The sequence below is a fragment of the Gordonia sp. J1A genome (genome assembly GCF_055393515.1).
Genome location: NZ_AP041607.1, coordinates 193,195 through 219,406 on the forward strand (window position 1 = coordinate 193,195; position 26,212 = coordinate 219,406).

At 67.7% G+C, this 26,212-nt stretch carries 25 protein-coding genes and 1 pseudogene; 10 read left to right on the top strand and 16 right to left on the bottom strand.

The features are described 5' to 3' along the window. Nucleotides 1–110: 110 nt before the first annotated feature. The 6 genes and pseudogenes from ACZ5QD_RS00900 to efeU form a co-directional block, all read right to left on the bottom strand. Nucleotides 111–953: pseudogene (locus tag ACZ5QD_RS00900) on the bottom strand (phospholipase D-like domain-containing protein); the annotation flags it as partial. A gap of 63 nt (nt 954–1,016) precedes the next feature. After that, complete coding sequence (locus ACZ5QD_RS00905) at nt 1,017–2,321, bottom strand: hypothetical protein (RefSeq protein ID WP_346075856.1); 1,305 nt, start codon at nt 2,319–2,321, stop codon at nt 1,017–1,019. A gap of 120 nt (nt 2,322–2,441) precedes the next feature. Further along, complete coding sequence (locus ACZ5QD_RS00910; protein WP_464367026.1) at nt 2,442–2,855, bottom strand: TIGR02611 family protein; 414 nt, start codon at nt 2,853–2,855, stop codon at nt 2,442–2,444. 35 nt (nt 2,856–2,890) lie between these two features. Next, complete coding sequence (gene efeB / locus ACZ5QD_RS00915; RefSeq protein ID WP_372452502.1) at nt 2,891–4,192, bottom strand: iron uptake transporter deferrochelatase/peroxidase subunit; 1,302 nt, start codon at nt 4,190–4,192, stop codon at nt 2,891–2,893. A gap of 94 nt (nt 4,193–4,286) precedes the next feature. Beyond that, nucleotides 4,287–5,504: an iron uptake system protein EfeO gene (efeO, locus tag ACZ5QD_RS00920; protein ID WP_464367027.1), complete on the bottom strand. Its 1,218-nt coding sequence runs from the start codon at nt 5,502–5,504 to the stop codon at nt 4,287–4,289. An 80-nt stretch (nt 5,505–5,584) separates the two neighbouring features. Beyond that, nucleotides 5,585–6,478 carry an iron uptake transporter permease EfeU gene (gene efeU / locus ACZ5QD_RS00925; RefSeq protein ID WP_278126466.1) on the bottom strand — a complete coding sequence of 298 codons (894 nt, stop codon included), beginning with the start codon at nt 6,476–6,478 and terminating at the stop codon, nt 5,585–5,587. Nucleotides 6,479–6,786: 308 nt separating this feature from the next. Here efeU and ACZ5QD_RS00930 point away from each other — a divergent pair, with 308 nt between their 5' ends. From ACZ5QD_RS00930 to ACZ5QD_RS00950, 5 genes are all read left to right on the top strand, one after another. Then, nucleotides 6,787–7,530, top strand: a complete 744-nt coding sequence (locus ACZ5QD_RS00930) for a lytic transglycosylase domain-containing protein (protein ID WP_062368088.1) — start codon at nt 6,787–6,789, stop codon at nt 7,528–7,530. Nucleotides 7,531–7,610: 80 nt separating this feature from the next. Then, a complete protein-coding gene (gene eno, locus ACZ5QD_RS00935) occupies nt 7,611–8,894 on the top strand; it encodes a phosphopyruvate hydratase (protein ID WP_006897576.1) in 1,284 nt (427 codons plus the stop codon). Between the two features lie 355 nt (nt 8,895–9,249). Further along, nucleotides 9,250–9,615, top strand: a complete 366-nt coding sequence (locus ACZ5QD_RS00940; protein WP_006897575.1) for an FtsB family cell division protein — start codon at nt 9,250–9,252, stop codon at nt 9,613–9,615. Continuing rightward, nucleotides 9,616–10,143, top strand: coding sequence for a DUF501 domain-containing protein (locus tag ACZ5QD_RS00945; RefSeq protein WP_006897574.1), 528 nt, complete (start codon nt 9,616–9,618; stop codon nt 10,141–10,143). It begins immediately after the preceding gene. After that, nucleotides 10,140–11,102: a Ppx/GppA phosphatase family protein gene (locus ACZ5QD_RS00950; RefSeq protein WP_062368085.1), complete on the top strand. Its 963-nt coding sequence runs from the start codon at nt 10,140–10,142 to the stop codon at nt 11,100–11,102. The genes ACZ5QD_RS00945 and ACZ5QD_RS00950 overlap by 4 nt, the downstream gene beginning before the upstream one ends. A gap of 26 nt (nt 11,103–11,128) precedes the next feature. Here ACZ5QD_RS00950 and ACZ5QD_RS00955 read toward each other — a convergent pair whose 3' ends face one another. Then, nucleotides 11,129–11,638 (bottom strand): DUF4395 domain-containing protein, encoded by a 510-nt coding sequence (locus tag ACZ5QD_RS00955; protein ID WP_464367249.1) that lies wholly within the window; start codon nt 11,636–11,638, stop codon nt 11,129–11,131. 194 nt (nt 11,639–11,832) lie between these two features. Between ACZ5QD_RS00955 and ACZ5QD_RS00960 the strand changes: the two genes are divergently transcribed. After that, nucleotides 11,833–12,747 (top strand): hypothetical protein, encoded by a 915-nt coding sequence (locus tag ACZ5QD_RS00960; protein WP_464367028.1) that lies wholly within the window; start codon nt 11,833–11,835, stop codon nt 12,745–12,747. Nucleotides 12,748–12,750: 3 nt separating this feature from the next. Here ACZ5QD_RS00960 and recQ read toward each other — a convergent pair whose 3' ends face one another. From recQ to ACZ5QD_RS00985, 5 genes are all read right to left on the bottom strand, one after another. After that, the gene (recQ, locus tag ACZ5QD_RS00965; protein WP_045536920.1) at nt 12,751–14,577 is read right to left on the bottom strand and encodes a DNA helicase RecQ; all 1,827 of its coding nucleotides are present in this window, start codon (nt 14,575–14,577) and stop codon (nt 12,751–12,753) included. A gap of 8 nt (nt 14,578–14,585) precedes the next feature. Beyond that, nucleotides 14,586–14,891 carry a hypothetical protein gene (locus ACZ5QD_RS00970; RefSeq protein WP_006897569.1) on the bottom strand — a complete coding sequence of 102 codons (306 nt, stop codon included), beginning with the start codon at nt 14,889–14,891 and terminating at the stop codon, nt 14,586–14,588. A 46-nt stretch (nt 14,892–14,937) separates the two neighbouring features. Continuing rightward, on the bottom strand, nt 14,938–15,873 hold the full coding sequence (locus ACZ5QD_RS00975) for an alpha/beta fold hydrolase (RefSeq protein WP_006897568.1): 936 nt from the start codon (nt 15,871–15,873) through the stop codon (nt 14,938–14,940). 154 nt (nt 15,874–16,027) lie between these two features. Next, nucleotides 16,028–17,197: a fatty acid desaturase family protein gene (locus tag ACZ5QD_RS00980; protein WP_006897567.1), complete on the bottom strand. Its 1,170-nt coding sequence runs from the start codon at nt 17,195–17,197 to the stop codon at nt 16,028–16,030. 5 nt (nt 17,198–17,202) lie between these two features. After that, entirely contained in the window at nt 17,203–18,279 is a 1,077-nt protein-coding gene (locus ACZ5QD_RS00985) for a ferredoxin reductase (protein ID WP_062368026.1), read from the bottom strand. Nucleotides 18,280–18,446: 167 nt separating this feature from the next. On the opposite strand from ACZ5QD_RS00985, the gene ACZ5QD_RS00990 reads away from it, so the two are divergent. The 4 genes from ACZ5QD_RS00990 to ACZ5QD_RS01005 all read left to right on the top strand — a co-directional run bounded on the left by ACZ5QD_RS00990 (nt 18,447) and on the right by ACZ5QD_RS01005 (nt 22,616). Then, a complete protein-coding gene (locus tag ACZ5QD_RS00990) occupies nt 18,447–19,139 on the top strand; it encodes a TetR family transcriptional regulator (RefSeq protein ID WP_006897565.1) in 693 nt (230 codons plus the stop codon). A 53-nt stretch (nt 19,140–19,192) separates the two neighbouring features. After that, nucleotides 19,193–20,641, top strand: a complete 1,449-nt coding sequence (locus ACZ5QD_RS00995; RefSeq protein WP_039867852.1) for a serine/threonine-protein kinase — start codon at nt 19,193–19,195, stop codon at nt 20,639–20,641. A gap of 14 nt (nt 20,642–20,655) precedes the next feature. Then, nucleotides 20,656–21,573, top strand: coding sequence for a serine hydrolase (locus ACZ5QD_RS01000; protein WP_006897563.1), 918 nt, complete (start codon nt 20,656–20,658; stop codon nt 21,571–21,573). A 179-nt stretch (nt 21,574–21,752) separates the two neighbouring features. Beyond that, complete coding sequence (locus ACZ5QD_RS01005; RefSeq protein ID WP_006897562.1) at nt 21,753–22,616, top strand: serine hydrolase; 864 nt, start codon at nt 21,753–21,755, stop codon at nt 22,614–22,616. A gap of 34 nt (nt 22,617–22,650) precedes the next feature. Here ACZ5QD_RS01005 and ACZ5QD_RS01010 read toward each other — a convergent pair whose 3' ends face one another. From ACZ5QD_RS01010 to ACZ5QD_RS01025, 4 genes are read right to left on the bottom strand one after another with little or no spacing between them, the layout of a single operon-like run. Continuing rightward, entirely contained in the window at nt 22,651–24,006 is a 1,356-nt protein-coding gene (locus ACZ5QD_RS01010; RefSeq protein ID WP_006897561.1) for a dipeptidase, read from the bottom strand. A 28-nt stretch (nt 24,007–24,034) separates the two neighbouring features. Beyond that, nucleotides 24,035–24,793: a pirin family protein gene (locus ACZ5QD_RS01015; protein WP_006897560.1), complete on the bottom strand. Its 759-nt coding sequence runs from the start codon at nt 24,791–24,793 to the stop codon at nt 24,035–24,037. After that, nucleotides 24,790–25,242, bottom strand: coding sequence for a MarR family winged helix-turn-helix transcriptional regulator (locus tag ACZ5QD_RS01020; protein ID WP_006897559.1), 453 nt, complete (start codon nt 25,240–25,242; stop codon nt 24,790–24,792). The genes ACZ5QD_RS01015 and ACZ5QD_RS01020 overlap by 4 nt, the downstream gene beginning before the upstream one ends. Beyond that, entirely contained in the window at nt 25,239–26,210 is a 972-nt protein-coding gene (locus ACZ5QD_RS01025) for a pirin family protein (protein WP_006897558.1), read from the bottom strand. Before ACZ5QD_RS01025 ends, ACZ5QD_RS01020 begins: the two co-directional genes overlap by 4 nt. Nucleotides 26,211–26,212: the final 2 nt, after the last annotated feature.

Below are 26,212 nucleotides of genomic sequence, written 5' to 3' on the forward strand. Positions count from 1 at the left end.
AGACCTCCGGGTTGAGGAGCGGTTCTTAGACAGCTCCACACCTCACTCGGAGGTCTTCCCTATGTCACGTCGACTCGCCGAACTCTGTACCTAACGTTCCGGGTCAGTACATCTAGGCGATCTCTGTCTCGATCCGGATCATAGGATTCGAACGAAGGGTCACTGTTCCAATAGGTCTCGAATGTCGATGTGAACTTGTCGATTAAGGCAGGGGTGGTGACTCGCGACAGTCGCACGTTCCATTCGACGCCGTCAATCATCGCGGCATTGGAGAGATTCGAAGAACCGATGTATGCGGTATCGTAACCCGAATGGCGGCGGAACAACCACGCTTTCGCGTGGAGGCGGGTTCGGAGATTGTCATATTGCACGCGGACTTGCGCCCCGTAATTGCGCACGAGTCGGTCGAGGGTCTCTCTTTCGGTGGAACCCAGATACGTCGTTGTGATGACCCGGAATGGTTTACCAGTGTCAGCGAGCGTCGCGAGTTGAGCTTCGAGCAAACGGACGCCGCTCCAACGGATGAACGCGCAGACTAGGTCGACCGAATCTGCCGACGCAAGTTCGGCTGGGAGCTCATGCCCGATCGAAGGCTCGCCGCTAGCGTTGGTGAGGAGCGCAGCTTCGGACAAAGGAGTTGTGGGGCGAATTGAAGCTCGGTTTGTTAGGCCGGGATGCTCTGATTGGTAAATGCGGAGGAGCTGACGTGCAGGCTCCTCAACAGCGGCGCTCTCGGAGTCGAGACGACGGATGACGTCGTTGGCGGCATTCAACCGGTCCGATCGATCTTTGATCGCGGTGAGATGCCGGTAGACTACGTCGCTCACGTGCCGAGCGAGTAGATGCGGTTCGTCGACAGCATCGATGCGGGCTGTTTCGTAACGCCGTCCGCTGGACTCGAGTTCAGCGTGGAGCTCTTGGGTTACCAGCTGTTCGTAGATGCCTTCTTCCACTCGCACAGTGTTGCATCCGCCACCGACATTTCTCACGAACACCCCGGTTTGCGCTGTTAGCGACTACCCGAGGTCGGTCGGTGAAGGAGTCGCTGCGGGCAAACTGGTTTCTGGCGGCTCAGACGTGACGCCGCCCTCACCCACCTCCGGTCTCCGGACCACCTCGACACCCACTGCCACGACGACCAGCGCGACTACCAGCCAGGCCATCGCGGTGAATGTCACCGGCCGCGAGGCGAACAAGGCGGCCATGCCGAGTGCGAGGGCGATCCAGTAGATCACGGCGCGGTACTTGTCGACGGCTCGGCCGAAGCCACGGGTGTCGCCGCCGGCGCGGTCCAGCGCGCCACGCAGACCAGTGAACCCCGAGTCGAGGACCGACCGCACGGCGCGGGCGGGCCGCGCCGGGCCGGCGAACCAGCCGACCACCGCGATCAGCAGCCCGAGGAAGGTGAGGGCCCGCAGCGTCGACGCCATCATCGCGGTCACCTGGTCGAAGATCGCGTGCGCGACAGCGCTCGGCAACGGATTCGGGCTCATCGAGAAGACGAAGACGTTTCCACCGATCCAGACGCCAATCGACATCAGTGCGAAGATGACGGCCGCGGCCAACGACGACGCGACCGTCGCCCGTCGCCGGCGGTTGGCTACCAGGATCCCGCCGACGAGCAGTCCGACCGCCACCCACGACAGCCAGAGTCCGCCGATCACGGCCACCCGGTACGAGACGCGCGCCAGACCCAACGAGTCCGAGTGGAGGATCGTGACTGATCGGTTCGTCACCGGGATCCGGTTCACGAAGTCGAGGCCGCGGGCGGATAGACGCTGCTTCACCGCGTCGACCAGCGGGGCGAGCTGCAGGCTCAGGGTGCCGCTGTCGGAGAGCGCCAGCGCCGCGTCGGGCTGATCCTTGAGCAGCGCCGTCGCCTGTCTGTGGGTGACGCGCAGACTCTGCGCCCAGAGATCGGCGAACTGATCGGAGGCCACCAGCCGCTGGGCCGTCGACGCGACGAGCGACTGGATGCCGGCGACGGCGGGCCCCCGGAGAGACGAGATGGCAGCAGCGGCCCGCGGCGGAAGTCCGGACTCGGAGATTCCGTCGAAGGCCTGACCGATGATCTGGTCGAAATCGACCTGCTGGTTGATCTGATCGGTGATCTGGTCGGCGACGAAGTTCTGGACCGCCGGATCGTCCGCGAGCGGGGCGAAGGTCGCGACGAACTGGTCGCTGTCGACGAGCTGCAGGCGTACCCATGTCCCGACGGAGGCGACGGGCGCGAGGATCAAGGCGACGACGATCATGAGTGCGCTGACCACGGCGCGCAGCCTGGAGGTCGATCGGCCGGCGGCGGGTGAGGTCTCGTTCACCCGTCGATCCTCGCACCCGGGAGGGCCACCGATGATCGAAGTCGCCCCGGCCGGGCGAGGCGTCGATCGATCACACGACCGGCGGCTCAACCCGTGAGCGCAACCCGTCAGCTCAACCCGTCAGCCCAGCGGCGAGTCGAGCCAGCCGTAGTCGAGGCCGACCCAGCCCTGCGCCAAGTCGAGTGCCCCCGTCACCCACAGTGTCAGCAAGACGATGGCGCACGTACCGACGGCGAGCGCGAACTGCGCCAGCCGATTGCCGTCGATGTAATCGGAGTACATCGAGTTGAGTCTGGACATGATCCACTTGCGCAGGCGTGCCGCCCATTCCAGTTCCTGCGACAGAATGAGCAGTCCGAGGAAGACGATGGCCCATCCGGGCCCCGGATACGGGATCGTGATGACCCCGGCGGCGGTGACCAGAAAGCCGACCGTGATGGTGAGGTACCGCAGCACCCAGCCGAATCGAGACGTCCGACGGACGCGCGTGTACGCGGTTCCGAGTGATCTGATCCGGTCCATGGTCGTGGGCACGGCGGTGAGGTCCTTACGATTGTCCGGGGACGCTGCTACTTCTCGAACAGACGTTGTCCCCAGTATTCACCGGGACGCAGCCCCGGCGGGACGGCGAAGATCGCCGAACCGTTCGGTATCAGATATTCGGTCATCGCGTCCTTGCGTGACAACTGGTGCTGCATCGGCACGAACTGCTTGAAGCTGTCGCGGTTGAAGGCGACGAAGAAGAGTCCCGCGTCGAGATGGCCGAAACCGTCCGAGCCGTCGGTGAAGTTGTATCCGCGCCGCAGGATCTGCGCACCGTTGTTCATGTCGGGGTGAGCGAGACGGACGTGGGAGGTCAGCGGAATGATCGGCGTGCCGTATGAGGTGATCTGGAAATCGGGCTCGTCGAACTCGTCCTCGCCGCTGAGCGGCGCGCCGGACTGCTTGGTCCGGCCGATGATGTCCTCCTGCTCCTTCAGATTCGCTCGGTCCCAGGGTTCGATGTCCATCCGGATGCGCCGTGCGACGAGATAGGTGCCGCCGGTCATCCACTGTGCCGCCGGCGGGTTGTCGCCGGGAGCCACCCACACCCATTTATCGAGGGTCTCGGTGTCCTCGGCCCGGATGTTGGCGGTGCCGTCCTTGAAACCGAACATGTTGCGCGGCGTCTCCTGCGAGCGGGTCGTGGACGACGTGCGACCGAAACCGAGCTGCGACCACCGGACGGAGACGACGCCGACGCCGATACGCGCGAGGTTGCGGACGGCATGGACCGCGACCTGCGGATCGTCGGCGCACGCCTGGATGCAGATGTCGCCGAACGAGCGCGAGGGCTCGATCTTCTCCTGCGCGAACGCCGGCAGGTCGGCGAGGGCCGCGGGCTTGCGGTCGGCGATGCCGAACCGGTCCTTGCGGCCGGGGTCGGAGGCGCTCGGCCCGAACAGTCCGGGGCCGAAGCCGATGGTGAGGGTGAGGTGTGCGGGCGACAGGCCCAGTGCCTCGCCGGTGTCGGCGGGCGGGTGATACTCGCCCATGCCGGTGGCACCGCCGGGAACGGTCTCCTCACCGCGCGTCATCCGCTCGGCCGCGACAGTCCACTTCTTCAACATGTCGACCAGCGCTTCACGCGAGTCGGTGATGACGTCGAAGGCGGCGAAGTGCAGGCGGTCCTGAGCCTCGGTGACGATGCCGGCCTGCCTCTCGCCGCGGAATGCGACGACGCGGTCGGGCTCGGAGTCGCCACGACCTCCGACGGTCGCGCCGATCGCGGCTCCGCCGGCGAGACCGGCTGCGATGCCGACCCCCGCGGCACCGAGCACGGTGCGGCGGGACACACCGGGCTTGGGTGCGTCGGGTGCGGGGGTCTCGATACGCCCGTTGCTCGCTTCGCTCGCATCGGGCACTCGACCAGCCTCAGGGTCTCCGGTCGGCTGCGCTTCGCTGTCACTCACTTCGTATTCCCGCTCACTTCTGCAGAACCAGGCCGGGCACCTGCGACAGAGTCGCCGAGAGGGCGTCCACCTTGTCCGACAACTCCTTGCGCTGTGCCGGCGACACCTTGTCGTACGAGGCGTGGCCGTCGCCCTCGCGGAACTGGTCGATGAACGACCGGACGTCGGCGAACTGAGCGGTGATCTTGTCCATCAGCTTCGGGTCGCGCGCCGAGATCATCGGCTGCAGTTCCGCGATCAGCGTCTCGGAGCCGTCGATGTTGGCGGCGATGTCCCACAGGTCGGTGTGGCTGTAGCGATCCTCCTCGCCGGCCACCTTGGTCTTGGCGATCTCGTCGATCAGCGCCTGCGGGCCGTGGACGAACATCTGCGTCTCGAACTCGAAACCGGGGGCGGAGACCTCGTCGCGCAGTTGCGTCACGTCGGTCAGGAGCTGATCGGCGGCCTTGTCGATGGCGGCCTTGGAATCGGCGGTCTTCGCGGCGGCGGCGTCCGCGGGCGCCACCTGACCTTCGGCTTCGCCGACCTCATCGGCCTTCGGAGGGAAGAGGAAGCGCTCGATGCGGTGGAATCCGGTGAACTCCTGCTTGCCGTCCTCGGTGTCGTCCCAGCGCATGTCGATCTTGGGGTCGAGGTCGGGGAACGACTCGGCGACCGGCTCGATGCGCTCGTAGAACGTGCGGACCAGGCCGAAGCCGTTGCGAGCCGCATCCAGATCGCCGCTCTTGACGTCGCCGGTGAAGGTCTGCACCTGTGCGACCAATCCGTTGAGCTGGCCGCGGACGTACTCGAGGTAGCGCTGCTTGGCGGCCTCGACATCGGCCGGAGCCTGGCTCTTCTGCTTGGTCTCGCCGGTCACTTCGATCTTCTGTCGGATGCCGGTTCCGACCATGCCCGGTTTGCACGCGACGGTGTAGGTCCCCGGCTCGCTGAACTCCACGCTGAGCTTGCCCTTGAGGCCCGGACCGATGTTCTCCACCTCGGCGAGGACGCGATTGTTCTTGCCGTAGACGTAGAACTCGGTGACCTTGGATCCGGCGTTGCTGATCTCGAAGTTCGCGGTGCCGGTCTGCAGATCGGTGCTCGACAGTTCGCAGCCGTCGTTGGACGAGGTCACAGTCACCGCGCCGTCGCCGGACGATTTCGCCTCGCATGCGGCAAGTGCCAGCGGCGTGGCGGCCACAGCGCCGAGCACGACGACGTTCCGCAGAACGGGGGAGAGCTTGACCATGGTGTTCCTTTCACGGTGTCCACGCGGTGAGTCGGAGTCGGCGTGGTGGGGAGGACGGGAGTGCGCCCGGGCGATGCGGCTTATGAGGCCTCTTCCAGCGTGGCGGGGGCAGCCTCGGGTCTGCGCGTCGACGACCGTCCGCGGGCGTAGAACAGCCCGCCCACGATGACGATGTATCCGGCCCAGGCGATCACCTGCAGGACGGTGGGCTCCGGGCGGAAGTTGAAGATGCCGGCCAGGATCACGCCGTACCAGGCGCTCTGGTCGTACCAGGACGAGATGTCGAAGGCGATTTCGCCGAGGCCGGGCAGCCAGCCGTACACCTGAAGCGCACCGACACCGTAGGCGAGGATGCCCGCGGCGACGACGATCAGGAAGTAGCCGGTGTAGGTGAAGAATCTGGCGAAGTCGATCGCGATGGCGCCCTTGTACAACAGCCACGTCAGCACCACCGCGACGAGCATGCCGAGCAACAGACCCACAAGGGGCCATACCCCGCCGGAGACGCTCTCGGCATACCCGACCATCAGCAGGGCGGTCTCGAAGCCCTCGCGTCCGACGGCCAGGAAGGCCAGTCCGAAGACAGCGGCGCCGCCGACCGCCAGAGCGTTGGTCAGCCCCGACTTCAGATCGCCCGATATATGTGCGGCGGCTTTGCGCATCCACAGAACCATGAACGTGACGATGGCGACGGCGACCAGGGACGCGATCCCTGCGAGCAGCTCGGCGCCCAGAGAGGAGATCGTCGACGAACCGAACTGAATGATGAGGAACGTGGCGATCATCATCGTGAGCGCCGCGGCGACGCCGAGCCAGATCCACTTGAGCGAGTCTCGGCGATCGGACTTCACCGCGAAAGCGATGAGGACCATGACGACGATCCCGGCTTCCAGCCCCTCGCGCACACCGATCAGACCGCTCCCGACCATCTGGGTTACCACCGAGGGGGCGCCCTGTGCGATGAGCATCGTCACCGTCTTTTCCTTCCGCCGTGCGCCGCCGGTCAGGTTGGCCGGACAACCCGGTAAGGATAACCCACGTTGGGTGAGCCTCTCCTAATCGGATTCGTCCTCTAGCTGCATCGACGCCGGAAATGCGTAAACCGGATCAGCGGCGGGAACTCCCGCGGCGTTTTCGGAGTTGGTCTGGTGGTGTGCGAGGCTTGTGCGCGCCGTGACCCCCGGCCGTTCCGGCGAGCCGGTGCGGTGCGATCGAGTGGCAGTGACGAAAGATCCAGTGCAGTGACGAGAGATGAGGACCTGTGACCCGAGTTGTGCGATCGGTGACGACCAATCGGCGCCGGTGGTGGGTCGCTCCCATCGCGGTCGCCGTCGCGGTCTCGCTGTCGTCGTGCGGGATCCGGATGCCGTGGGACCGTCCGGACATCCCCGACGGGCTGCCGCCCGGGGTCGGAACCCAGCAGCCCTACATCGACATCAACTCGCCCGGCCGCACCGCGGACAAGATGCGTGAGTGGGCCACACCCATCTCCGATGCGACGGCCATTCCGCTGACCGCTCTGGAGGCGTACGGCAACGCCGCCGAAATCCAGCGTCAACAGCATCCCGAGTGCGGGATCGGCTGGACCACGCTTGCCGGGATCGCCGCGGTGGAGACCAAGCACGGCAGGCACGGGGGCGCCACCGTCGCACCCAACGGCGACGTCCGCCCGGAGATCCGCGGTCCCGCTCTCGACGGCACCAAGGGCAACCGGGTGATCCGTGACACCGACAAAGGACGGCTCGACGGAGACACGACCTACGACCGCGCGATGGGACCGTTCCAGTTCATTCCCGAGACGTGGATGCGCTACGGAGTGGACGCGAATGGCGACGGCGCGGCCGACCCGGACAACATCGACGACGCGGCGCTGTCGGCGGCGCGGTATCTCTGCGTGTACGCGGGCGGCGACATGACCACGCCCGAAGGCTGGGAAGCGGCCGTGCACGCCTATAACAATCACGACGAGTACGTGTTGAAGGTGCGCAACTACGCGAACGCCTACTCCGTGAACATCCGCTACTGATCTGCGTTTATCCTGGACCTCGGAATCTGTCGGCGTCTCCGCCGACCCGACGACATCGAACATCGAATTGGGGCTGACAAGTGGCAATTATCGAGCAGGTAGGCGCGCGCGAGATCCTCGACTCCCGCGGCAACCCGACCGTCGAGGTCGAGGTCGTCCTGGACGACGGCACCTTCTCGCGGGCAGCGGTTCCCTCGGGTGCCTCGACCGGTGAGCACGAGGCCGTCGAGCTGCGCGATGGCGGCGACCGCTACCTCGGCAAGGGCGTCAAGAAGGCCGTCGAGGCAGTCCTGGGCGATATCGCCCCCGAGGTCATCGGTATCGAGGCCGACGATCAGCGCGTCCTTGACCAGACCCTCGTCGATCTGGACGGCACCCCCGACAAGTCGCGCCTCGGCGCCAACGCTCTGCTCGGTGTGTCGCTGGCGGTCGCCAAGGCCGCGGCCGAGTCGGCCGGTCTGCCGCTGTTCCGCTACGTCGGCGGGCCGAACGCTCACATCCTGCCGGTCCCGATGATGAACATCATCAACGGCGGTGCGCACGCCGACAACGGCATCGACTTCCAGGAGTTCATGATCGCGCCGACGGGTGCGGCCACGTTCGCCGAGTCGCTCCGCTGGGGCGCCGAGGTGTACCACTCGCTCAAGTCGGTCCTGCACAAGCAGGGCATGAGCACGGCGCTGGGCGACGAGGGCGGCTTCGCTCCGGATCTGCCCAACACCGAGGCCGCGATCAGCGTGATCGCCGAGGCCGTCGAGAAGGCCGGTTACAAGTTCGGCAGCGACATCGTCATCGCGCTCGACTCGGCGTCGACCGAGTTCTACCGCGACGGTGCCTACCAGTTCCAGGGCAAGGCGCAGTCCGCCGACGAGATGATCTCGTTCTACGAGAAGCTGGTCACCGACTTCCCGATCGTGTCCATCGAAGACGGCCTCGCCGAGGACGACTGGACCGGATGGGCGTCGCTCACCGAGTCCATCGGCGACAAGGTGCAGCTGGTGGGCGACGATCTGTTCGTCACCAACCCGGAGCGCCTCGAAGAGGGCATCAGCAAGGGGATCGCCAACGCACTCCTGGTGAAGGTCAACCAGATCGGCACGCTCACCGAGACTCTCGACGCGGTCGCGCTGGCGCACAACAGCGGCTACAAGACCATGATGAGCCACCGATCGGGCGAGACCGAGGACACCACCATCGCCGATCTGGCGGTCGCGTGCAGCTCGGGCCAGATCAAGACCGGTGCGCCGGCACGCAGCGAGCGCGTCGCCAAGTACAACCAGTTGCTGCGTATCGAAGAGGGCCTCGGCGACGCCGCGCGCTACGCCGGTGACCTGGCGTTCCCGCGCTTTTCGTTCGGTGCGTGATTAGCTAGTAGGTATGGCAGAAGGCGAGACCGGGAGCGGGGGGAGCGGTGGCGCCGCCCGCCGGCGCAGCAGTCGCGGGCGATCCGATCGGCCGGCGAGTTCGTCGCGTCGATCGCGTCCCGACCAGCGGCGCACCCGGTCTCGCGACTCTGCTGTTCCGCCCCAGCCGACCGCGCCCCGCGAGTCGGCCGGTGACGGCGATCCGCGTGCTGATCTCGGCGGCGCGTCGGTAGGCGCCTCCCATGCCGGCGCTCGCCGTCGTCGCACCTCGGAGCGTCCTCGCGGCAATGCGTCCGGGGACCTCCCGGCGTCGCCGTCCCGGCTCGTCCTGTTCGCGCAGCGTCGCGGCGTCAGCGTGACGACAGTCGGCATCGCGGTCGGCATGGCGATCTTCCTGATGCTGACGCTCGCCGTCCCGGTGCGGACCTACATCGCCCAGCGCAACGAGTTCAACCAGCTGCAGGAGTCGAATGCGCAGCTGCGGCGGGAGACTCAGCAGTACAAGGACAAGCTGGCGCAGCAGAGCGATCCGGCGTACATCGAGGCGCAGGCGCGGCAGCGTCTGCAGTACGTGCCGAAGGGCGAGAAGCCGATCGTCATCATCAACCCGACGCGCCAGCAGCAAGAGGCGGAGCAGGCTGCGGAGCGTCAACGCAAAGCCACGCCGTGGTACGAGAATCTGATGGATGCGGTGTCGACGCCGCCGGAGACCCGAGGGTAAGTGAGCATCACCGAAGCCGACCTGCAACTGGTCGCGAAGCAGTTGGGACGTGAGCCGCGCGGGGTGCTGGAGATCAGTTACCGCACTCCGGACGGTCAGCCCGCGGTCGTGAAGACGGCACCCCGGTTGCCCGACGGCACCCCCTTTCCGACGCTCTACTATCTGACCGACCCGCGGTTGACGGGGGCCTGCAGCCGTCTGGAGTCGGGTGGCGTGATGCGCGAGATGACCTCGCGGCTGGCCGAGGACGCCGACCTCGCTGCCGGTTACCGCGCGGCGTACGAGAGCTACCTCGCCGAGCGTGACGCGATCGAATCGCTCGGCACCGACTTCGCCGGCGGCGGCATGCCCGATCGGGTGAAGTGCCTGCACGTGCTGGTGGCGCATTCACTGGCCAAGGGGCCGGGCGTCAACCCGCTGGGCGACGAGGCCGTCGCACTGCTCGCCGACATCGAGAAGCTCCGCGGCATCGCCGTGCCCGCCGACTGGCCGTTGCACGCACCGGATTCCGACGAGGCCGGCGCGTGACCCGGGTGGCCGCCGTCGACTGCGGCACCAACTCGATCCGGCTGCTGATCGCCGACGTCGACGAGAACGGAGCGCTCTCCGACGTCCGGCGCGACATGCTGGTGGTGCGGTTGGGGCAGGGCGTCGACGCGACCGGCCAGTTCGCCGACGAGGCGATCGAGCGCACCCGCGCGGCGCTGGCGGGCTACGTCGAGGCGATGGTCGCGGCCGGGGTGGAGCGAGTCCGCATGGTCGCGACGTCCGCGACACGGGACGCGGGCAACCGCGACGAGTTCTTCGCGATGACGGCCGAACTGCTCGGCAAGGTGCAGGAGGGCGCGGTGGCCGAAGTGATCTCCGGTGACGAGGAGGCACGGCTGTCGTTCCGGGGCGCCGTCGGCGGTCTGGACCCGGCGGACGGACCCTTCGTGGTCACCGACCTCGGCGGGGGCAGCACCGAAGTCGTCGTCGGCTCGGTGTCGCGAGGGCAGGCGGTCGTGGCCGGCGCATACTCCGCCGACATCGGCTGCGTGCGACTCACCGAACGAGCACTCGCGTCCGATCCGCCGACCCTGGACGAGCGCGCCCGTGCCGCGGCGATCGCGGCGGAGGAACTCTCAAAGGCGTTCGCCGCGGTCGATGTCGGCCCCGCGCGCACGTGGGTGGGGGTCGCCGGAACGTTGACGACGTTCGCGGCTCTTCACGCCGGTCTCACCGAGTACGACCCCGAGGTGATCCACCACTCGCGGATCCCGCTGGCGGAACTTCACGTTCTCTGCGGACGCATCGTCGCGATGACACGCGAGGAGCGGCTGGCGCTCGGACCGATGCATCCGGGGCGTGCCGACGTCATCGGCGGCGGCGCGCTCGTGACCCGTGAGCTGGCTCGACAGTTGGCCGACCGTGCCGCCATCACCGAGATGGTGGTCTCGGAGCACGACATCCTGGACGGGATCGCGTTGGGTCTGGCCGCTCGCTGAGGGAGGCGGCTCCAGAACCCCCGCCTCTAGGCCCGATTGCGGCCGAAGTCGTTGCAGGCCTCGCAGACGCTGTCCGGAATGATTCCGGCGCGCTGGAGCAGTCCGAATCCGATGCAGCCGAGGCAGAGACCGAAGGCGAACTCGAGGAACGCCGCCACGACCAGCAGCCCGACGACGATCTGAGCCGCGAGACCGAAACCGGCCGCAGACAGTACGAATGCGCAGCCGGAGAAGACCAGGCCGATGGTCTGAGCGAACCGTTTGGGCGGTCCGGGAACCATCTTCGTGCGTTTCCAGATGCGCGGCGCGATGACATGCACGGCGAGCCTGCCGAACGGCGAGTACCGCGGGCCGCCCGCGACCCGCAGGGCGAAACCGAGGGCCAGGAGCCCGTACAGCCACGGCTGATCGACGGCGATGGCCACGATCGCGAGCGCGATGACGAGACCGGCGGTGGAGCGTGCCGCGTAGTCGTTGACCGGGTTGGGGAAGTCGAACACACCGCGGTGCCACGACGGCGTCTCCGCGACGGCGATCGACGAATCGACCTGGGTGAAGACGTCTGAGTCGGTCACGGGTACTCCAATCAAGCGATGACGCTTCACGATAAGACCGGTGGACGTCGGATCCAAGATTTTGACTCACCGTGAGCCGAAGGCCTGCGGCGCGGTCGTGGCTCGACGACGGCGCGTGCCGGAACCGGTACGCGGCGTCATGCGTCCAAAGACACATGAGGGATTCGGGAGTTCATTCGCGGCGCGGTCTTCTCGCCGCCGGATACGACGACGCGGCCATCCGGCGGGCGGTACGCGGGGGATCGCTGGTGCGTCTGCGGGCTGGGTGGTTCGCGCTCCCGGCTCACGACGAGAGGGCGGCTGCGGCGGTCCGTGACGGTGGAGTGCTCACCTGCGTCGACGCTCTCCGCTTTCACGAGTTGTGGGTGCCGCCGGGACACTGCGGTCTGCACTTGAGAAGGAGCACGAACCTGACCGGCGTCAACGTCGCCTGCCGGCCTTTCGGTGGCTCACTGCGGACGGCGACGCGGGCTGTCGATCCGGTTCCCGTCGCGTTGGCGTACGCCGCACGCTGCCTCTCCGACGAGGAATGGATCGCGGTCGGTGACTCGTACCTGAATCTCACGGGTAAGACGCGTGCGGATCTTCGATCCGAGCTGCGCGGAGCCGGGCGGACGGTGGAACGGCGGATAGCGAAGACTGATCGGCGGGCGCAGTCCGGGACGGAGAGCATCGCCCGTGTCCGGCTGCGGTCGGCGGGGTTCGATGTGACGGTCCAGCCGTATGTGGAGGGCGTCGGGTGGGCGAATCTGCGGATCGGGAGACTGTTGATCGAGTGCGACAGCGTGTTGCACCACGCCACGCGGACTGGGTACGCGAACGACCGCCGCCGCGACCGCCGCGCTCTGGTGGACGGGTGGCTCACGCTGCGCCTGACCTACGACGACGTGCTCTACGGCTGGGACGCGGTCCTCGCCGACATCAAGGCCGTCACCGCCAGGGACCGGCACCGGGCACGCTCGGCGAAGCACCGGGCGATGCTGCAAAGATCAGTACGTATGTCGACCGGCGAGGGAACATCGCCGGAGGACGGCAGTGACGGTACTGATCTCAGCACTGCGGTCGACTGACCGCTACGCGGACTCGAAATCGACCAGGACCTCCAGGACCTGGTCGCCGTACTTCTCGAGCTTGCTCTGCCCGATACCGGAGATCGCCAGCAGCTCTTCGTGATTGGACGGTTTCGCACGTGCGAGCTCTTCGAGGGTCTTGTTTCCGAGCACCGTGTAGGCGGGCAGCCCCGCGTCCTTCGCGACGGACGAGCGCCAGCGGCGCAGTGCCTCGAAGAGTCCGCGATCGGCGTCCGGCAGGTCCGGTGCGCTCGAGCGTGCGGCTTTCCGGGAGCGGGCCGGAGCCTTCGTGTCCTCGCGGAGCATCACCGTGGTCTCACCGCGCAGAACGGGGGCGGCCTTCTCGGTGAGGCGCAGCACTCCGTAATCGCCCTGCGGAGCGATGATTCCGAGAGCCACCAGCTGGCGGACCACGCTTCGCCATCCGCCGGCGTCGAGTTCGGTGCCGATGCCGTAGGTGGTGAGGCGATCGTGGCCCTGCTGCTGGATACGAGCGTTGTCCACACCCAGCAGGATGTCGATGAGATGACCGGCGCCATAGGCCGACCGGTTGAAGTCGCGGTCGAGCCGGAAGATGGTCGACAGGAGCTTCTGCGCCGGCACCGTGCCGTCCCAGGTCTTCGGCGGGTTCAGACAGGTGTCGCAGTTGCCGCAGGGTTCGATCCGCTGGTCGAAGTACCCCAGCAACTGCTGCCTCCGGCACGTCGCCGTCTCGCAGAGTGCGAGCATCGCGTCGAGCAGCTGCGACTGCACCCGGCGCCGTGCGGCGTCGCCGTCGGACTGGTCGATCAGGCGCCGCTGGTTCATGACGTCGGCGAGCCCGTAGGCCATCCACGCCACCGACGGCAGGCCGTCGCGGCCGGCGCGTCCGGTCTCCTGGTAGTAACCCTCGATGCTCTTCGGAAGATCGACGTGCGCCACGAAGCGCACATCGGGTTTGTCGATGCCCATGCCGAACGCGATCGTCGCGACCACCACGATCCCGTCCTCGCGCAGGAACCTGTGCAGCGTGTCCTCCCGCACCCGGCGGTCGAGTCCCGCGTGGTAGGGCAGCGCGTCGACGTCGTTCGCGCGGAGGAACTCGGCGATCTTCTCGACGCTGTTGCGGCTCAGCGCGTAGACGATGCCGGTCGCGGGCTCGCCGTCGACGACGCCTTCCGTTCGGATGAACTCCAGCAGTTGCCTGTTGGCTTGCGCCTTGGGCTCGATGCGGTAGGTGATGTTGGGCCGGTCGAAGCTGGAGACGAAGTGGCGTGCGCCCTCCAGGTGCAGCCGCGCGGTGAGCTCTTCGTGCGTGCGGCGGGTGGCGGTCGCGGTGAGCGCGATTCGCGGAACGTCCGGCCAGATGTCCGCCAGCTCTCCCAGCGCCAGATAGTCCGGCCGGAAGTCGTGGCCCCACTGCGAGACGCAGTGCGCCTCGTCGATCGCGATCAGCGACAGCGTGCCGCGCGCCAGGAACTCGCGAGTCCCCCGTTGGCTCAGCCGTTCGGGGGCGACGTAGATCAGGTCGAGTTCGCCTGCGAGGAATGCTCTTTCGACTTCCGCTCGCTCTTCGGGGAGCTGAGTGGAGTTCAGGTAGGCGGCGCGGACGCCCAGTTGGCGCAGAGCTCCCACCTGGTCGGCCATGAGCGCGATCAGCGGCGAGACGACGACGGCGCACCCCTCACGGACGAGCGCGGGCACCTGATAGCAGAGGCTCTTGCCGCCGCCGGTCGGCATGAGCACGACGGCGTCGCCTCCGCCGATCACGTGCGAGACGATCTGCTCCTGGTCGCCGCGGAACTCCGAGTAGCCGAAGACGTCCCGGAGGACTTGATACTGGTCGGGCACGATGTCGCTCAGTGGTCCTCTCGACCGGAGCCGCCGTCGTCGGCGTCCGCATCCTCGTCCGTGTCGTCGTCGTAGCCGTTCAGCGAGTCGAGTTCCTCCGGTGGGGTCTTCGGCTTCGCCTCCGGTTCGGAGTCGTTCCGTGCGGTTTTGGCCGCCTCGCGCATCTCGAACCCGTCGGTGACCAACTCGCCGATCTCTCGCGCGACGTCGGCGACGGCGGTGGTGATGATCGACGTGATGTTGCCGACCCGATGCGCGGCGCTCTCGACCACCTCCTGGATCAGATCCTTGTTCCGTTCTGCACGTCCGACCACTTCTCGTCCCTCCTGCCGGTGCCCTGCTGAAGACCAATGGTAAGCCTCACCGCCGAAGCGACTTCTCGACGAATGCCACGATCTCGCCTTCGACCTCGTCGCGGATCTCCGGCTCGTTGTGCACCTCGTGGCGGAAGCCGGTGTAGACGCGGGTGCGCACGTCGGCGTGGCCGGTCGCGACGAGCCGGTTGGCGACGTGATAGGCGCCCTCACCGTAGTCGGTGACGGGGTCCTGGTCGCCCGCGAGGATCAAGACGGGGAGGTCGCGGCGGATCTGCGGATACCACTCGTCGCTGTTCACCTGGTCGTAGAGGTCGATGAATCCCTGCAGGAACCGGACACTCATGGGCGCGCCGAAATTGTTGAACGGGTCCACCGAGTGATCGCGCACCACGTCGGGGTCGCGGGCCACCCAGTCGGTGGGACCGGCTCCGTCGCCGTAACGGGAGACGAATCCGTCGAACACGGCGCCGACGATCTCCGGGGAGGCGGCGGCGCTGCGGTCGGGCTCGGCGGCGAGCGCCCCGCGATCGACCACGGTCTCGATACCCCTGATCTGCGCGGCGATGCCGCAGAGGATCAGGGCGTCGAGATCGTCGCCGCGCTGTGCGGCCAGACCGCGGGCGATCATCGATCCCCACGAATGGCCGAACACCGCGTGCGGCAGGTCCGGATACTCGGCGCGTGCGATGTCCATGAGCGTGAGCTCGTCGGCGACGGCGGTCGCGGCCCCGTCGTCGCCGGTGTCGACCCAGAACCCCGACTCCATCGCGGTCTTGCCGTGTCCGGCGTGGTCGTCGGCGACCACTGCGAATCCGGCATCGAGGAGCCGGCCGATCAGATGCAGATACCGGCGGGAGTGCTCACCGAGACCGTGGATCAGCTGGACGACGGCCCGGGCCGGTCTGGTGGGCCGGTACATCCAGCCGTGCACGGTGTCGCGCCCGTTGTGGGAGGTGAAGGTCAATTCGGTGAGTGCCACGGGAGAGTCCTGACTGTCGGAGGACACCGGTCACGGCCGGTGGGGATGCGCCGAATGTATCCGCCGGCGACCGAAAACGTCCCGCAGACGGTGCACCGAGGGCATATTGCCCTCGGTGCACCGTCGACGGGACGATCTCAGGCGTGTCCGACCCTCAGGCGGCGTCGACGGCCTTCGAACGCTCGATGTTGACCACGATGTCGTTGTCGTCGCGGGTCATCCAGTTCGGCAGCGACAGCTTCGCGATCTTCATCCACGTGGAGCCGAGCTGCTTGCGGAGCGGACCGGTGTTGTACGGCAGACCGTACTTCTCGCAGATCGCGCGGACCTCGACCGCCATCTCCGGGTAGCGGTTGGCCGGGACGTCGGGGAACAGGTGGTGCTCGATCTGGTGGGAGAGGTTGCCGCTCATGATGTGGAAGAGCCGGCCGCCGGTGATGTTGGCCGACCCGAGCATCTGCCGCACGTACCACTGGCCCTTGGTCTCGTCGACGCATTCCTCAGCGGTGAAGGTCTGAGCGCCGGTGGGGAAGTGACCGCAGAAGATGATCGAGTACGCCCAGATGTTGCGGACCAGGTTGGCGCCGGCGTTGCCGACCAGGGTGGAGACGAAGAACGGTCCGGTGAGCGCGGGCCAGAGAATGTAGTCCTTGGCGACCTGCTTGCGTGCCTTGCGCCACATTCCGCCCAGCAGCCCCTTGACGTCGCTCCACTTGCGTTTGCCCTGGATGACGTTCTCGGCCTCGAGATCGTGGAGCATCACACCCCACTCGAACAGCACCATCAGCGCGGTGGCGTAGGCGAGGTTCCCGAGGAAGTACGGGTGCCACTTCTGGTCGCGTGCCATGCGGAGGATTCCGTAGCCGATGTCGCGGTCCTCGCCGAGCACATTGGTGAAGGTGTGGTGCAGGTAGTTGTGGCTGTGCTTCCACTGGTCACCGGGGCAGACGTTGTCCCAGTCGAATTCGCGCGAGTTGTAGGTGTCCTCCCGCATCCAGTCGTACTGGCCGTGCATCACGTTGTGGCCGATCTCCATGTTGTCCAGGATCTTCGCGATCCCGAGCGACGCGACGCCGGCGAGCCATACCGGCGGAAGGAACGGAACGAACATCGCCGCGCGGCCGGCGAACTCGAGCTTCCGCTGCGCGCGAATGATCGAGTAGATGTACTCGCGGTCGGACTCGCCGAGGTCGGCCACGATACGTGCGCGGAGTTCGTCGAGCTCCCGGCCCAACTGCTCCACCTGCTCGTAGCTGAGGTCGACTCGGGTGCCCGCCGCCGGGGCGGTCTCGGTGCGGAAGTAGTCGCTGATATTGATGGCCATTGCTGCTAAACCTCGATTTCCACGTCGCCGACGGGGGCGTTGACACAGATCTGGATGTGCTGATCGGGCTCGGAGTCGAGCTCTCCGGTCAGGATGTTTCGGGTGCACCCGGTCTTGCGGACCTTGGTGCAGGAGAAGCAGATGCCCATGCGGCATCCGTATTCGGGACGCAGCCCGGCCGCTTCGGCCTGTTCGAGCAGCGTGCGACCGTCGTTCGGTGTGGTGACGTCCGACGCGGTGTAAGTGACGTCGCCGGTGATCGGCTGGTCGGGGTCGAGCACCGGCGAGGTGTCGACGGTGAATGCTTCGGTGTGCAGTCGGTCGGCCAGGTCGCGCCGGTCCGCGTACTCGCGAACCGCGTTCATCAGGGCCGGGGGTCCGCACAGGAACACCTGTGCACCGTCGACGTCGGCGACGCCGTCCAAGTGGTCGTCGTGGAAGTGCTCGGGAGTATCCGTGCGGGTGTAGTGAAGTCGCACGTCAACGTGGTTCAGGGTGCGATCGAGCGCGTCGAGTTCCGCGCGGTAGGGAACGTCCTCCGGTGTGCGCGCATAGTGCACGAAGGTGACCGGGCGGTCGTGTCCTTCGACAATCAGTGTGCGCAGCATTGAGAGGACAGGTGTAATCCCGCTGCCGCCGCTGACGAGCACGGTCCGGTCGGGGCGGACGTCGGGGAGGACGAACTCTCCGGTGGCCGAACTCAGGGTGAGGACCGTCCCGGGGCGGGTCTGCTCGCGCAGGTAGCGGGAGATGAAGCCGCCGGAGTGCGCGGTCACGGTCAACTCGATCTCCGAGGCCTTCTGCTCGGCGTTGGCCGGGGAGAAGAACCGACGGTGGCGGACGCCGTCGACTACGACGCTGACCTCGATGTACTGCCCTGCGCGATGGCCTGACCACTGGCGGGTGGGGCGCAGGGTGAGGGTGACCGATCGGTCGGTCTGCAGGCGGACGTCGGTGACCTTGGCGCGTGTGTCGCGCCAGGTGATCATCGGATCGATCAGTTCCAGGTAACGATCGACGGGGTACGGGGTGGCGGTCGCCTCGACAATCGTCTCGACGAGGCGGGCGATCTTGCTGGCCATCGTTCCTCCTTTGAGGATCGTCGTTCACTTTCAGTGAACGTCTGTACACAAACGAGCATGACATATGACCGCGCCGGGGTGTCAAGGCATTGCCGGTGTGTCTGCCGTCACGTGCGCTCGCCCACCGCGGGACCGGGCGCCGATCCCGACCGCCTAGACTCGGGTTTGTGACTTCCTCTCCCGACTCACCAGGCACGACGCCGCGCAAGGTGCGCGCGAAGCGGTCGCGGCCGGGGTCCGGGGGCAGTCGTGCGGAGAAGAAGGAGCAGACCAGGCAGGCGCTGCTCGACACCACGATCGACTTGGTGGACGACCGTTCTTTCGGAAGCATCAGCCTGCGCGAGGTGGCGCGCGGGGCGGGCATCGTCCCCACCGCGTTCTATCGGCATTTCGCGTCGATGGAAGACCTCGGCGTGACACTCGTCGAAGACGCCATGCGGGTGCTGCGCGGCGCCTTGCGGGAGGCGAGACGGGATCTGGCCGGGCGAGGCATGCCGACCGCGCGCGAGTCGCTGTCGACCCTGCTGAAGAAGGTCCACGGCGACGAGGCGCAGTTCCGCTTCCTGGTGCGTGAACGCCACGGCGGCGTCGCCGAGGTGCGCCGGGCGATCGCGACCGAGCTGCGCTTGTTCTCGCGTGAACTGGCGATCGACCTGGCCCGTGTTCCCGCGCTCGCCGATTGGGGCGTGGACGATCTCGAAGTCGCCGCCGATCTGATCGTCACGATCATGATGACCACGGTGGCCGAGCTTCTCGACGGCGACGGCCGGGAGTCCACCGAGCGCGCGCTGGTCGAACGCGCCGAGAAACAACTGGTGATGGTCTTCCTCGGCATGTCGGCGTGGAGGCCCTCTCACTGAGATCCGGACCTTCCCGGCACGCCCTGTCGGAGGGATGAGGAAGGATGGTCCGCATGGCACAACAGGGTTCTCGGGTCGGCACGCAGTTCGGGCCCTACCGGCTCGACGCTCTTCTCGGGTACGGCGGCATGGGCGAGGTGTACCGGGCGTACGACACGGTGCGTGACCGCGAGGTGGCGGTGAAGCTGCTGCACGAGCGTTTCGCGGGCGACGAGACGTACGAGGAGCGCTTCCGGCGTGAGGCGCAGGCCGTCGCACGGCTCGGCGAGCCGCACATCATTCCGATTCACGACTACGGTGCCATCGACGGCGTCCTCTACCTGGACATGCGGCTCGTCGACGGCGAGGATCTGCGGTCGCGGCTGCGTCGGACCGGCCCGATGGCGCCCGCCGACGCGGTGGGGCTGATCTCGCAGATCGCCGAGGCGCTCGACGCCGCTCACTCGGTCGGACTGGTGCACCGCGATGTGAAGCCGGAGAACATCCTCGTCACGGCCACCGACTTCGCCTACCTCGTCGACTTCGGCATCGCGCATCAGGCGGCGGACACGCGGCTCACTCAGGCCGGGACCGCGATCGGATCGCTCGCGTACATGGCGCCGGAGCAACTCGACGGTGTTCCGTCCGGTGCGATGTCGGATGTGTACTCGCTCGCCGCGGTGCTCTTCGAGACACTCACCGGCAAGCCGCCGTTCCCGGGGGCCACGGTCAGCCAGATCGTGCGGGCCACCGTGATGAACGAGGTGCCCTCGCCCCGGCAGTCGGCGCCTTCGGTGTCGCCGCAGCTCGACGCCGTGGTGGTTCGGGGTCTGGCGAAGGATCCCGCAGCGCGATTCGGTTCGGCGGGACAGATGGCCGCGGCCGCTCGGGCCGCGCTCGAGGGGCATTGGCCGGACAGTGCGTCCGCGCCGACCACGTCCGTGCAGACGGGTCCTCGAGCCTACGATCCGACGGTCCTCGGGGCCCGCCCGCAGACGGCGCCGCTGCCGGAATCGCAGGCCTACCCGGAGCCCCAGTTCTCCCAGCCCCAGTTCGCGCAGCCCCAGTTCTCCCAACCCCAGCAGTACTATCCGCCGCAGCCGAACGGCGACGGTCGCGCGCTGCCCGTCGTGCTCGGGGCGCTGATCGGTCTGCTGGTGCTGGCGTTGATCGGTCTGGGTGTCTACTGGTTCGGTTTCCGTGACTCCGGCGGCGCCGGCACGACCGCGACACCGTCGTCGACCACCATCACCACCACCGTGCCGCCGACCACTGTCGCGGCCACCCCTCCGCCGGGTACCACGAACTGCGATTCGGAGGTGGGCGTCGCCTCGAGCGTCACCAGCTGTGAGTTCGCGTTCAACGTGAAGTCGGCCTATCTCGCGGCCGGGCCGAAGGGACAGGCTCGCACCGTGGTGGCGGACAGCCCGGTGACCGGTCGCAGCTACACGATGTCGTGCAATCCAGAGGATGGAGTAGTGGTGTGCCGCGGAGGCAACAACGCAGTGGTGGTGATCTTCTGACTCGGCGGATCACGGTGACGAGGCGGACCGCGGTACGCCGGGCGGCCGCGGTGGCGGCTGCGGTGGCGTGCCTGGTCCCGACCGCGGCGTGCGGGACGTCCGACGGCGACGGACACGCGGTGGCCACCGTCGTGGTGACCGAGACCGCGGGCTCACCGGTTGCGTCGTCCGACCCGGTCGGCCCGGCGTCGCGCACCGAGGCGGCGACGACCGATGCGGCGTTGACCGCGAGCTTCGACGCGATGGCCAAGACGCTGGCCGCTCCCGTGGGGCTCGCTCTCGTTCCGGTCGGCGGCGGTGCGGCGATGACCTTCGGTGACCAGTCACCGCAGGTCGCGTGGTCGACGATCAAGGTGCCTCTGGCTGTTGCCGCGCAGCGGAAGAACGGGCCGAGTGACGCCGAGACGGCCGCGATCGTGGCCTCCGACAACGCCGCCGCTGAATCCCTGTGGGCGTCGCTGGGGTCGCCGGCGGAGGCCGCGGCGGCCGTGACGCGCGTACTGCGCGAAGGGGGCGACGAACACACCACGGTGCCCTCGCGCCGGTTGCGCCCGGAGTTCACGGTCTTCGGGCAGACCACGTGGCGTCTGGCGGATGCGGCGGTGTTCTCGGCGCATCTGCCGTGCCTGCCCGACACCGGGCGGATCGTCTCGTTGATGCGGAACGTCGCCGGTAACCAGCAATGGGGGCTCGAGTCCGTACCGGGCCGCCAGACCGCGGTGAAGGGCGGCTGGGGACCGAGTGTCTCCGGCGGCTACCTGGTCCGCCAGATCGGTCTGCTCACGCTGCGCGACGGCCGGCAGGTCGGGGTCGCGATGAGCACCCAGGCGTCGGCGGGATCGATGGAGCCCGGAACCCAGGTGCTCGACGGTGTCGCCCAGTGGCTCTCGAAGCACCTCGGGGCGCTGCCCGGTGGACGGTGCCCCTCGTGACTTCCGCCGTCTGACACCGCCGCCCCGGTAACACGTCCGCAACGCTGCGATTGCGTCTGCGGTACGACGCTGTCGGTGGCGATTGCCCTGCACTAATGTGACTGAAGTTGTCAATGTTGCAAGAGGTGCTTGTGTTGCGAATGGTTCGATGGTGTGCGGCAGTCTGCGCGGCGGTTGCGGTGACGGCCGCGGGTAGCGGGGTGGCGCAGGCCGCACCGCCGCTGCCGTTGCCGAATGTGCTTCCGCCGTTGCCCGCGATTCCGGGGATTCCGAGTCCGCCGCCGCCGGTCGACCTGGGTAAGAGCTTCGACAAGCTCAGCAAGAGCATCGTCAAGGCGAATCCTGGGCGCGTGGGTCTCGCCGTCACCGCGACGGGAACCGGTGAGCCGCTGTTCTTCGGAACGGTGCGGACGGCGCGGGCGTGGTCGACGCTGAAGGCGCCGGTTGCGGTGGCCGCGGAACGGGCCCACGTCGCCGGCCTCGAGCCGATGGAGACCAAGTCGATCCGAGACTCGGATAACGCTTCGGCCGAGGCGATCTGGGACTCACTCGGCTCGACGCGACAGGCGATCGACGCCGTCAGTGCGGTCTTGCGCGAGGGCGGTGACTCTCGGACGCGGATCTCGTCCGAGCTGAGCCGCCCCGCGAGCTATCCCGGCGCCACCCAGTGGGCGACCACCGATCAATCGGTGTTCGCGGCGAATCTGCCCTGCCTGGCCGGATCAGATCCGCTCCTCGCCTATATGAGTTCGGTGGGACCGAATCAGCGGTGGGGGCTGGCGAACGGGAAGAAGGGCGTTCAGACGGCAGTGAAGGGCGGCTGGGGCCCGGTGTCGGACGCGACCGGCAAGTACGTCGTGCGGCAACTCGCGGTCGCGACCACGCCTCGTGGCCGGGTCGGCGTGAGCCTGGTGGCCGTCCCCGCGAGCGGACGTTTCGAGGACGGTGCCGCCATGCTGACTCGCCTGGGCGACTGGGTGCAGCGAAACCTGAAGAACATGCCGGCCGGGCAGTGCCCGCCGGCTGCGAATCCGGTGCGCTGAACCCGGCTGCGTCCCCGGCGTGTCCCCGGGCGGCTCAGCGACCGAACGAACTCAAGAGAATCGCCTCAGTGAGGGCCGTGCGACGGATCTCGCCGGGGTCGACGCTCTCGTTGGGAGCGTGGATCGCACACATCGGTTCCTCGACTCCGAGCAGCGCGATCTCTGCGCGCGGCACCGTTTCGGCGAGCACCGTGCACAGCGGAATCGATCCGCCCTGACCGGAGAACTGCACCGGCAGACCGTCGTACGCGGTCGACATCGCATCGATGAGTTGCCGGTAGCCCGGACCGGTCGGATCGGCGGAGAACGGACCCCCGAAGGCGTCCGGTTCGAACTCCACGCGCACACCCCACGGGATGTGCTTGCGCAGATGAGCGACGAGCAACTCGTACGACTCCCGCGGATCGGTGCCGGGCGGCACGCGCAGGTTGAGCATCGCCGCGGCGGTCGGCATGATCGCCGCAGCGCACTCGTCCGTGCTCGGAGCGTCGAGCCCGATCACGGTGACCGCGGGGCGGGCCCACGCCATGTCGGCAGGCGTGCCGCTGCCGAGGACCTCGGTGCCGGGCAGTGCGCCGACGGTCTCCTGGAACTGCTCGGGAGTGAATGCGAAGCCCTCCCACTTCTGGTCGCTGCGCAGGCCGTCGATCGTGGTGTCGCCCGCAGCGTTGCGCAGCGACGCGAGTCCGGCGACGAGCGCCGCCATCGCGTCGGGCGCGGGGCCGCCCGCAGCTCCGGAGTGGACGCCGTTCTCCAGAGCGGAGACGGTCACCTTCACGTTCACGACGCCGCGCAGGCTGGTGGTGAGGGTCGGGACACCGACCGCGATGTTCCCGGTGTCGCCGATCAGAATCAGGTCGGCGTCGAACAGGTCCGGGCGGGTGCGGACGAGTTCATCGAGTCCCTCGCCCCCGGCCTCCTCCGAGCCCTCGATGATCAACCGCACGTTGCACGCGGCCCCGTCGCCGAGGGCACGCAGCGCGGTGAGGTGAGCCACCACGTTTCCCTTGCAATCGGCGCTGCCGCGCCCGTACCACCGTCCACCGTCCTCGACGAGTTCGAAAGGCGGTGTCCGCCACAAGGATTCATCGCCCGCGGGCTGGACGTCGTGATGGCTGTAGAGGGCTACCGTGGGACTGCCTGCGGGGCCGGCGCGATGACCGACGATGGCGGGCGAGCCGTCGGAGGTCACAATGACCTCGGTGTCGAAGCCGAGCTCGGAGAAAGCCCGCGCCACCCATTCGGCGCTGGCCCGGCTCGCATCGGCGCGAGCGGGATCGATGTGGATCGAGGGGAACGCGACCAGTTGCGCCAGGTCGGCGCGAGCGCGATCCATCAGGTCGTCGACGCGGGAGGCCAGAGTTTCCGGGGTGAGGTCCACGAGGCTCATGTCATCCAGGATGGCACGCGGGCCGTTCTCACGCCGGACGAGCCGCGTCGAAGCTCGCGTGCATCTCCCAGTACAGGATCTCGGCGTCGGTGCTCGCTTCCAGCGTGACCTCGCCGCCGTCGGTGAACCGCACGGCGTCCCCTTCGGCGATCGGGGCCCGGGGGAGCTCGCGGCTGCTCGCGGAGACCTCGCCGCGCACGACGAACAGGTGGGCGAACGGGGCGGCCGGCAGGGTGATCGCCCGTCCCGGACGCGGGCGCGCGACGTGCAGGGCGGCGTACCTGTTGGCGATCGTCAACGCGTCGGATCCGGCGTGCTGCGGTCGTCCGGACGCCACGACCACCGGGTCGCCCGCGGCAAGCCGGGAGCCGAAGTCGCGGTAGCCGTGGTCGGGTTCCAGTTCATCGGCATGCGGTGGCACCCACATCTGGATCACCCGCAGGCGTCGCCCCGACGCGCGCGAGGCGGCGTTGCGCTCGGAGTGGGTGATGCCCCGCCCGGCCGTCATGGCTCCGGCCTGACCCGCTTCGAGAGTGACCGTGTGACCGTGCGAATCCCGATGGATGAGCGAGCCTTCGACCACCCAGGTCACGATCTCCATGTTCTGGTGGTGATGGGCGTCGAGTCCTTCGCCGGGATCCACGACGTCGTCGTTGTGCATCGCGAGCACGCCGTGTGCGTTCGCGAAGATGTCGAAGTTGCCCGTTCCCGGGAACGACTGCCGGGAGCTGAGCCATTCGTTGGCCCAGAAATGGCGATCGGCGGCGGGAATCACGGTGACAGTCATCGGTTCTCATTTCGGTCGAGGTGGTCGGCGAGGCGGCGCATCACACCGGCGAGCGCGGCGGCGTCGCCGTCGCCGATGGCATGGAAGAACAGTTCGTCGACGTCGGCCGCGTGGACGAGTGCCGCGGCCTCGAATACCGCGGCACCGTCCTCGGTGATGACCGCATAGCTGCCGCGACGGTCTTCGGCGGCGTTCTCCCGGCGCAGCCAGCCGCGACGGCAGAGGACGTCCACCTGATACGACAGCCGCGACGCGGAGAACACCATGCGCCGACCGAGTTCGTTCATCCGCAGTCGGCGGTCGGGAGATTCGTGCAGCAGGAGCAGCACGTGATAGTCGGCCAGACACATGCCCGCGGACGATCGCAGTCGCCGGTCGAGTTCGGTCTGCAGTCGAGCGGAGTTCTCGATGAACAGTCGCCACGCCGCCCGGGCGGCTGGATCGGTCATCGTGCAACGTGCGGCATCAGGGCGTTCGGCGGAATGAGGCCGAATCGTCCGGCCCGGTAGTCCTCCATCGCCTCGATCAGTTGCTGCCGGGTGTTCATGACGAACGGTCCGTATTGGACGACGGGTTCGCGGATGGGCCGACCGCCGAGCAGCAGGACCTCCAGAGCCGGGCGGTTCGAGTCCTGAGCGGCGTCCGCTGAGACGGCGATCCGATCGCCGGCGCCGAGCACCGCGAGTTGTCCGCCCTCGATGGGGCGTTGTTCGGCGCCGACCCGACCGCGCCCGGAGAGAACATAGACGAGCGCGTTGAAGTCGGTGCGCCAGGGCACCGACAGCCGAGCCCCGGGCTGGACGGTTGCGTGGGCGAAGGTGATCGGTGTGTGGGTGGACCCGGGACCGTGGTGGCCGTCGATCTCGCCGGCGATGATGCGCACCAGTGCGCCGCCGTCGGAGGAGGCGAGCAACTCGACTTGTCCGCCCTCGAGGTTCTGGTATTGCGGGGTCAGGAACTTGTCGGCTGCGGGCAGGTTCACCCAGAGCTGGATGCCGTGGAAGGCACCGCCGGACTCGACCAGCTCCGCCGGTGGGGTCTCGATGTGAAGGATGCCCGAGCCCGCCGTCATCCACTGGGTGGCGCCGTTCTCGATCAGCCCGCCGCCGCCGGTGGAATCCTGGTGCTGGAAACGGCCGTCGATCATGTAGGTGACCGTCTCGAATCCCCGATGCGGATGCCAGTCGGTGCCGCGCGGCTCGCCCGGCTCGTACTCCACCTCGCCCATCTGGTCCATGTGAACGAACGGGTCGAGGCGATGCGCGGGCACTCCGGCGAAGGCGCGGACCACCGGGAAGCCCTCGCCCTCGTAGCCGCGGGGGCCGGTGGTGATGCCGGTGACGGTGCGGTCGGTGCTGGTCGGTGTGGTCTCCGAGAGTCGAGGCAGGGTCGAGGTGTCTGCGGTGACGGCGGGCATGG